Genomic DNA, 6726 nt, shown 5'->3' on the forward strand with positions numbered 1-6726 from the left:
TCCCCCGGGCCTCGTCCGGGGGAGAGCGGACGTCGTCATGCCACGTCCGCTCCCTCCCGGCAGCTCCGCTGCCGGGGGCGCCCCACCCGGCGGAGCCCCGAACGCCGCTCTACGCGACGTTCACCCTCTGCCCGGGCGGGGCCGCCTCGAGCCAGGCGAGGAAACCGGTCAGCGCGTCCTCGCTCATGGCGAGCTCCAGACGCGTGCCCCGGTGCAGACAGGCGAGGATCACCGAGTCCGACAGCAGCGCCAGCTCCTCCTCGCCCTCGGGCAGCCGGCGGCCGGCCACCTCGATCGCGGAACGCTCCAGGACGCGGCGCGGCCGGGGCGCGTAGGAGAAGACCCGGAACCACTCGACCCGGTCACCGTTGTAACGTGCCACCCCGTACGCCCAGCCCTTGCCGCCGGAGTCGCCCGACTCGGGCGCGTCCCAGCGCAGGCTGCAGTCGAACGTCCCGCCGGAACGCTGGATGAGGCGGCGGCGCAGGCCGAAGACGAAGAGCCCCACCACCACGAGGGCCACCACGATTCCGCACACAGTCAGAGCGAGGACCATCGACACCGACCTCCTCGTCTCCTAGGTAACGGAACGGAAAAATCATCCAGATCTGCCTCAGCCGCGACCGGCTCCGGATCGCTCCGGTGCCGGCCGCGGCTGAGTGACGTCATCCCACCGCGCCGGTATCAGCGCCCTGCCGACGCCGCCCGCAGACGGACGTCCGCGCGGCGCTCGGCCTCCGCGTCGTCCTCCGCCTTCGCGCGGGCGAGTTCCTGCTCCGCGCTCTGGACGTCGATCTCGTCCGACAGCTCGGCGATCTCGGCCAGCAGCGACAGCTTGTCGTCCGCGAACGAGATGAAACCGCCGTGCACCGCGGCGACGACCGTCCCGCCCTCACGCGTACGAATGGTCACCGGGCCCGACTCCAGCACACCGAGCAGCGGCTGGTGACCGGGCATGACGCCGATGTCGCCGGACGTGGTGCGCGCGACGACCAGGGTGGCCTCGCCGGACCAGACCTCTCGGTCGGCCGCGACCAGCGCGACGTGCAGCTCAGCAGCCAAGGTGGCTCCTCGGGTCACCACCCGGCGGTTGTGCCGGGTGTTGGTTACAAGTCTAAGGGGCGTGGATGAGGGGGCGGGACGCACCCGCCCCCTCAGGTGTGAACCTCAGGGGTTCACGGTGAGCCTGATGCTCAGGAGACGCCCAGCTCCTTGGCGTTGTTCTTCAGGTCCTCGATGCCACCGCACATGAAGAACGCCTGCTCCGGGAAGTGGTCGTACTCGCCGTCGCAGATCGCGTTGAAGGCCGCGATCGACTCGTCCAGCGGGACGTCCGACCCGTCGACGCCGGTGAACTGCTTGGCGACGTGGGTGTTCTGGGACAGGAAGCGCTCCACGCGACGGGCACGGTGGACGACGAGCTTGTCCTCCTCGCCGAGCTCGTCGATACCGAGGATCGCGATGATGTCCTGCAGGTCCTTGTACTTCTGCAGGATGTTCTTCACGCGCATGGCCGCGTTGTAGTGGTCCTGCGCGATGTAGCGCGGGTCCAGGATCCGGGACGTCGAGTCCAGCGGGTCCACGGCCGGGTAGATGCCCTTCTCGGAGATCGGACGGGAGAGAACCGTCGTCGCGTCGAGGTGGGCGAAGGTGGTGGCCGGGGCCGGGTCGGTCAGGTCGTCCGCGGGGACGTAGATCGCCTGCATCGAGGTGATCGAGTGACCACGGGTCGAGGTGATGCGCTCCTGGAGGAGACCCATCTCGTCGGCCAGGTTCGGCTGGTAGCCCACCGCGGAGGGCATGCGGCCGAGCAGGGTCGACACCTCGGAACCGGCCTGGGTGAAGCGGAAGATGTTGTCGATGAAGAACAGCACGTCCTGCTTCTGCACATCGCGGAAGTACTCCGCCATGGTCAGACCGGCCAGGGCCACGCGCAGACGGGTGCCCGGGGGCTCGTCCATCTGGCCGAAGACCAGGGCGGTCTTGTCGATGACGCCCGACTCGCTCATCTCGTCGATGAGGTCGTTGCCCTCACGGGTGCGCTCACCGACACCGGCGAACACCGACACACCGTCGTGGTTGTTGGCGACGCGGTAGATCATCTCCTGGATGAGCACCGTCTTGCCGACGCCGGCACCACCGAACAGACCGATCTTTCCACCCTTGACGTACGGGGTGAGAAGGTCGATGACCTTGACGCCGGTCTCGAACATCTCGGTCTTCGACTCGAGCTCGTCGAAGTTGGGCGCCTTGCGGTGGATCGGCCAGCGCTCACCGGTGTACTGCTCGTCGACGTTCAGCACCTCACCGAGGGTGTTGAACACCTTGCCGGTGGTGAAGTCGCCGACCGGCACCGAGATGGAGGAGCCCGTGTCGGTCACCGGGGCCTGGCGGACCAGGCCGTCGGTGGGCTGCATGGAGATGGTGCGGACCAGGCCGTCACCCAGGTGCTGGGCGACCTCCAGGGTCAGCGTCTTGAGCTCACCCTCCTTGGCCGGGTCGGCGACCTGGACGTGCAGGGCGTTGTAGATGTCCGGCATGGCGTCGACGGGGAACTCCACGTCGACGACCGGGCCGATGACCCGGGCGACGCGGCCCGTAGCCGTCGCGGTCTCAACAGTGGTGGTCATTAGTTGTCACTCCCCGCGTTCGCGTCGGCCAGGGCACTGGCGCCACCGACGATCTCGCTGATTTCCTGGGTGATTTCGGCCTGGCGGGCCGCGTTGGCAAGACGGGAGAGCGTGTTGATCAGCTCGCCCGCGTTGTCGGTGGCCGACTTCATCGCGCGCCGCGTGGCGGCGTGCTTCGAAGCGGCCGACTGGAGCAGCGCGTTGTAGATCCGGCTCTCGACGTACCGCGGCAGCAGCGCGTCGAGGACGTCCTCCGCCGAGGGCTCGAAGTCGAACAGCGGCAGGATCTCGCCCTTGGTGGTGCTCTCCTCCGCGACCTCTTCGAGGCGCAGCGGAAGCATCCGGGAGTCGACCGCCGTCTGCGTCATCATCGACACGAACTCGGTGTAGACGATGTGGAGTTCGTCCACGCCGCCGTCCGCCGTCTCCGTCTCGAGCGCCTCGATCAGCGGGGCCGCGACCTTCTTGGCGTCCGCGTACGAGGGCTCGTCGGTGAAGCCCGTGAACGTCTCCGCGATCTTGCGCTCACGGAAGTTGTAGTGGGCGACACCACGCCGGCCGACGATGTACGTGACGACCTGCCGGCCCTCGCGCTCCAGGCGCTCGGTCAGCTGCTCCGCCGCCTTGATGGCGTTGGAGTTGAAGGCGCCGGCCAGACCGCGGTCGCTCGTGAGGAGCAGGACCGCGGCACGGGTCGGGTTCTCCGCCTCCGTGGTGAGCGGGTGCTTGGTGTTCGACCCGGTTCCGACCGCCGTGACCGCGCGGGTGAGTTCCCGCGCGTACGGCGTGGAGGCCGCCACCTTGCGCTGCGCCTTGACGACGCGCGAGGCGGCGATCATCTCCATCGCCTTGGTGATCTTCTTGGTCGCGGTGACGGATCGGATGCGACGCTTGTAGACCCGGAGCTGGGCTCCCATGAGTCAGGTCCCTTCCTTACGTCACTTGGCGGCGGACGGGGCGTCCTCGCCGAGCAGCTTGCCGTCGCTCGTCTCGAACTGCTTCTTGAAGGCCGCGATCGCCTCGGCCACGGCCTGCAGGGTGTCGTCGGACATCTTGCCGCCCTCGCGGATGGAGGTCATGAGGCCCTGCTCCTGGCGGTGCAGGTACTCGAGCAGCTCCTTCTCGAAACGGCGGATGTCGGCGACCGGCACCTCGTCCATCTTGCCGGTGGTGCCGGCCCAGACGGAGACGACCTGGTCCTCGGTGGACATCGGCTGGTACTGGTCCTGCTTCAGCAGCTCGACCATGCGCTGACCGCGCTCCAGCTGCGCCTTCGACGCGGCGTCCAGGTCGGAACCGAAGGCGGCGAACGCCTCCAGCTCACGGAACTGGGCGAGGTCCACGCGCAGACGGCCGGAGACCTGCTTCATCGCCTTGTGCTGCGCGGAACCACCGACTCGGGAGACGGAGATACCGACGTTCAGCGCGGGGCGCTGACCGGCGTTGAACAGGTCCGACTCCAGGAAGCACTGGCCGTCGGTGATGGAGATGACGTTGGTCGGGATGAACGCCGACACGTCGTTGGCCTTGGTCTCGACGATCGGCAGACCGGTCATCGAGCCCGCGCCCATGTCGTCGGAGAGCTTGGCGCAGCGCTCCAGCAGACGGGAGTGCAGGTAGAAGACGTCACCCGGGTAGGCCTCACGGCCCGGCGGGCGGCGCAGCAGCAGGGAGACGGCGCGGTAGGCGTCGGCCTGCTTCGACAGGTCGTCGAAGATGATCAGGACGTGCTTGCCCTCGTACATCCACTGCTGGCCGATGGCCGAGCCGGTGTACGGCGCCAGGTACTTGAAGCCGGCCGGGTCGGACGCCGGGGCGGCGACGATGGTCGTGTACTCCAGCGCGCCGTTCTCCTCCAGCGCGCGGCGGACCGACGCGATGGTGGAGCCCTTCTGGCCGATGGCGACGTAGATGCAGCGGACCTGCTTCTTCGGGTCGCCGGTGCGCCAGTTGTCACGCTGGTTGATGATCGTGTCGACGGCCAGGGCGGTCTTGCCGGTCTGGCGGTCGCCGATGATCAGCTGGCGCTGACCACGGCCGATCGGGGTCATGGCGTCGACGGCCTTGTAGCCCGTCTCCATCGGCTCGTGCACCGACTTGCGCTGCATGACCGTGGGGGCCTGCAGTTCGAGGGCGCGGCGGCCCTCGGTCTCGATCTCGCCGAGGCCGTCGATCGGGTTGCCGAGCGGGTCGACCACGCGGCCGAGGTAGCCCTCGCCCACGGCGACGGACAGCACCTCGCCGGTGCGGGTGACCGGCTGGCCCTCCTCGATACCGCTGAACTCACCGAGGACGATGGCACCGATCTCGCGCTCCTCGAGGTTGAGGGCGAGGCCGAGGGTGCCGTCCTCGAACTTCAGCAGTTCGTTGGCCATGGCCGAGGGAAGACCCTCGACCTTGGCGATGCCGTCGCCGGCAAGGGTGACCGTACCGACCTCCTCGCGCGAGGCCGCGTCCGGCTTGTACGACTGGACAAAGTTCTCCAGCGCGTCCCGGATCTCCTCCGGCCGGATCGTGAGCTCCGCCATCTGAGTTCCCTGCTCTCCTTGTTGGGCCCGAAGTTTCACTTGGGGGGTATGGGGACTCCCCCCGATACGAGGTGAATCCTCTGCACGGCCCAACCAGGGCCGTAAGTACGTACTGCTATGAAGAAATGTGCTGCTCAGCCGGCCAGCCGACGACTCGCGTCCTCGAGCCGGTCCGCCAGGGAACCGTTGATGACCTCGTCACCGACCTGCACCCGGATCCCGCCGACGACCGCGGGGTCGACGTCGAGGTTGAGGTGCATCCGGCGGCCGTAGAGCTTCGCGAGGGCGTTGCCCAGGCGCTGCTTCTGCTGGTCGCTCAGCGGCACCGCGGAGGTGACGACGGCCACCATGCGGTCGCGGCGCTCGGCGGCGAGCTTGGACAGGGACTCCAGTCCCGACTCCAGGCTACGTCCCCGCGGCGCGGTCACAAGACGCGTGACCAGACGCTCGGTGGCCGCGTTCGCCCTGCCCCCGAGCAGGCTGCGCAGCAGCTCGCCCTTGGCGGAGGCGGTGGCGCTCCGGCTGGTCAGCGCGGCGCGCAGCTCCGTGTTGGAGGAGACGATCCGGCCGAACCGGAACAGCTCGTCCTCGACGTCGTCGAGCGCGGCGGCCTTCTGGGCGGCGGTGAGGTCGGCCACATCGGCCAGCTCCTCCAGCGCGTCCACCAGGTCGCGCGACTGCGACCAGCGGGAACGCACCATGCCGGACACCAGGTCCGCGGCCGGGCCGCTGACCTGCGAGCCGAGCAGGCGCCGGGCCAGGTCGGCCTTGGCCTCACCGGCCTGCGCCGGGTCGGTGAGGACCCGACGCAGCGATACCTCGCGGTGGAGCAGCGCGGTGACGGCGGCCAGCTCGGCGGCGAGCGAGCCGGCGTCCACGGACGTGGAGTCCGTCAGCGCGTCGAGACGCTCGCGTGCGGCTGCCAGGGCCTCGCGGCTCGCTCCGTTCATCGCGCGGCCTCGGCCTTCTGGTCGAGCTCGTCGAGGAAGCGGTCGATCACGCGGCTCTGCCGGGCGTGGTCCTCGAGGGACTCGCCGACGAGCTTGCCGGCCAGGTCGGTGGCGAGCTTGCCGACGTCCTGGCGCAGCGCGGACGCGGCGGCCTTGCGGTCGGCCTCGATCTGCGCGTGACCGGCGGCGATGATCTCCTCGCGCTGACGCTGGCCCTCGGCCCGCATCTCGGCGATGAGCGTCGCGCCCTGCTCCTGCGCCTCCTGGCGCAGACGCGCGGCCTCGTGCCGGGCTTCGGCGAGCTGAGCCTTGTACTGCTCAAGGACGCTCTGGGCCTCGGTCTGCGCGGCCTCGGCCTTCTCGATACCGCCCTCGATGGCCTCGCGGCGCTCTTCCAGGACCTTGTTGATGGTCGGGAGGAGCTTCTTCGCGAGGAAACCGAAGACGATGACGAAAGCGATGAGGCCGATGACAACTTCCGGCCACGGCGGGACGAGGGGGTTCTCCTTCTCACCCTCGGCCGCCAGGAAAACCAGGGCGGATGTCACATCAGTGCCTTTCGTCGAAAGGGTCGGTCGTCAGGGTTCGTCTTAGTAGACGAACGGCATGACGAGACCG

General features: G+C 68.8%; 7 protein-coding genes. All 7 read right to left on the bottom strand.

Annotation, left to right across the window (positions count from 1 at the left end; genetic code table 11):
* Positions 1–109 precede the first annotated feature (109 nt).
* The 7 genes from B7767_RS31190 to B7767_RS31220 all read right to left on the bottom strand — a co-directional run bounded on the left by B7767_RS31190 (position 110) and on the right by B7767_RS31220 (position 6656).
* A complete protein-coding gene (locus tag B7767_RS31190; RefSeq protein ID WP_030860426.1) occupies positions 110–556 on the bottom strand; it encodes a DUF2550 domain-containing protein in 447 nt (148 codons plus the stop codon).
* Positions 557–684: 128 nt separating this feature from the next.
* Positions 685–1062: a F0F1 ATP synthase subunit epsilon gene (locus B7767_RS31195; RefSeq protein ID WP_030860424.1), complete on the bottom strand. Its 378-nt coding sequence runs from the start codon at positions 1060–1062 to the stop codon at positions 685–687.
* A 131-nt stretch (positions 1063–1193) separates the two neighbouring features.
* Positions 1194–2630: a F0F1 ATP synthase subunit beta gene (gene atpD / locus B7767_RS31200; RefSeq protein WP_085575069.1), complete on the bottom strand. Its 1437-nt coding sequence runs from the start codon at positions 2628–2630 to the stop codon at positions 1194–1196.
* Positions 2630–3547: a F0F1 ATP synthase subunit gamma gene (locus tag B7767_RS31205; RefSeq protein WP_085575070.1), complete on the bottom strand. Its 918-nt coding sequence runs from the start codon at positions 3545–3547 to the stop codon at positions 2630–2632. The genes atpD and B7767_RS31205 overlap by 1 nt, the downstream gene beginning before the upstream one ends.
* A gap of 21 nt (positions 3548–3568) precedes the next feature.
* Entirely contained in the window at positions 3569–5158 is a 1590-nt protein-coding gene (atpA, locus tag B7767_RS31210) for a F0F1 ATP synthase subunit alpha (protein WP_085575071.1), read from the bottom strand.
* Between the two features lie 134 nt (positions 5159–5292).
* On the bottom strand, positions 5293–6108 hold the full coding sequence (locus B7767_RS31215) for a F0F1 ATP synthase subunit delta (RefSeq protein WP_085575072.1): 816 nt from the start codon (positions 6106–6108) through the stop codon (positions 5293–5295).
* Entirely contained in the window at positions 6105–6656 is a 552-nt protein-coding gene (locus B7767_RS31220; protein WP_107486432.1) for a F0F1 ATP synthase subunit B, read from the bottom strand. Before B7767_RS31220 ends, B7767_RS31215 begins: the two co-directional genes overlap by 4 nt.
* Positions 6657–6726 lie beyond the last annotated feature (70 nt).

This window comes from Streptomyces sp. 13-12-16, from assembly GCF_002114215.1.
Lineage (GTDB): Bacteria > Actinomycetota > Actinomycetes > Streptomycetales > Streptomycetaceae > Streptomyces.

What these genes read in the sequence shown, in the direction of transcription:
- B7767_RS31190 (WP_030860426.1), bottom strand. Translation starts at nt 556, where the DNA reads ATGGTCCTCGCTCTGACTGTGTGCGGAATCGTGGTGGCCCTCGTGGTG.
- atpD (WP_085575069.1), bottom strand. Translation starts at nt 2,630, where the DNA reads ATGACCACCACTGTTGAGACCGCGACGGCTACGGGCCGCGTCGCCCGG.
- B7767_RS31205 (WP_085575070.1), bottom strand. Translation starts at nt 3,547, where the DNA reads ATGGGAGCCCAGCTCCGGGTCTACAAGCGTCGCATCCGATCCGTCACC.
- atpA (WP_085575071.1), bottom strand. Translation starts at nt 5,158, where the DNA reads ATGGCGGAGCTCACGATCCGGCCGGAGGAGATCCGGGACGCGCTGGAG.
- B7767_RS31215 (WP_085575072.1), bottom strand. Translation starts at nt 6,108, where the DNA reads ATGAACGGAGCGAGCCGCGAGGCCCTGGCAGCCGCACGCGAGCGTCTC.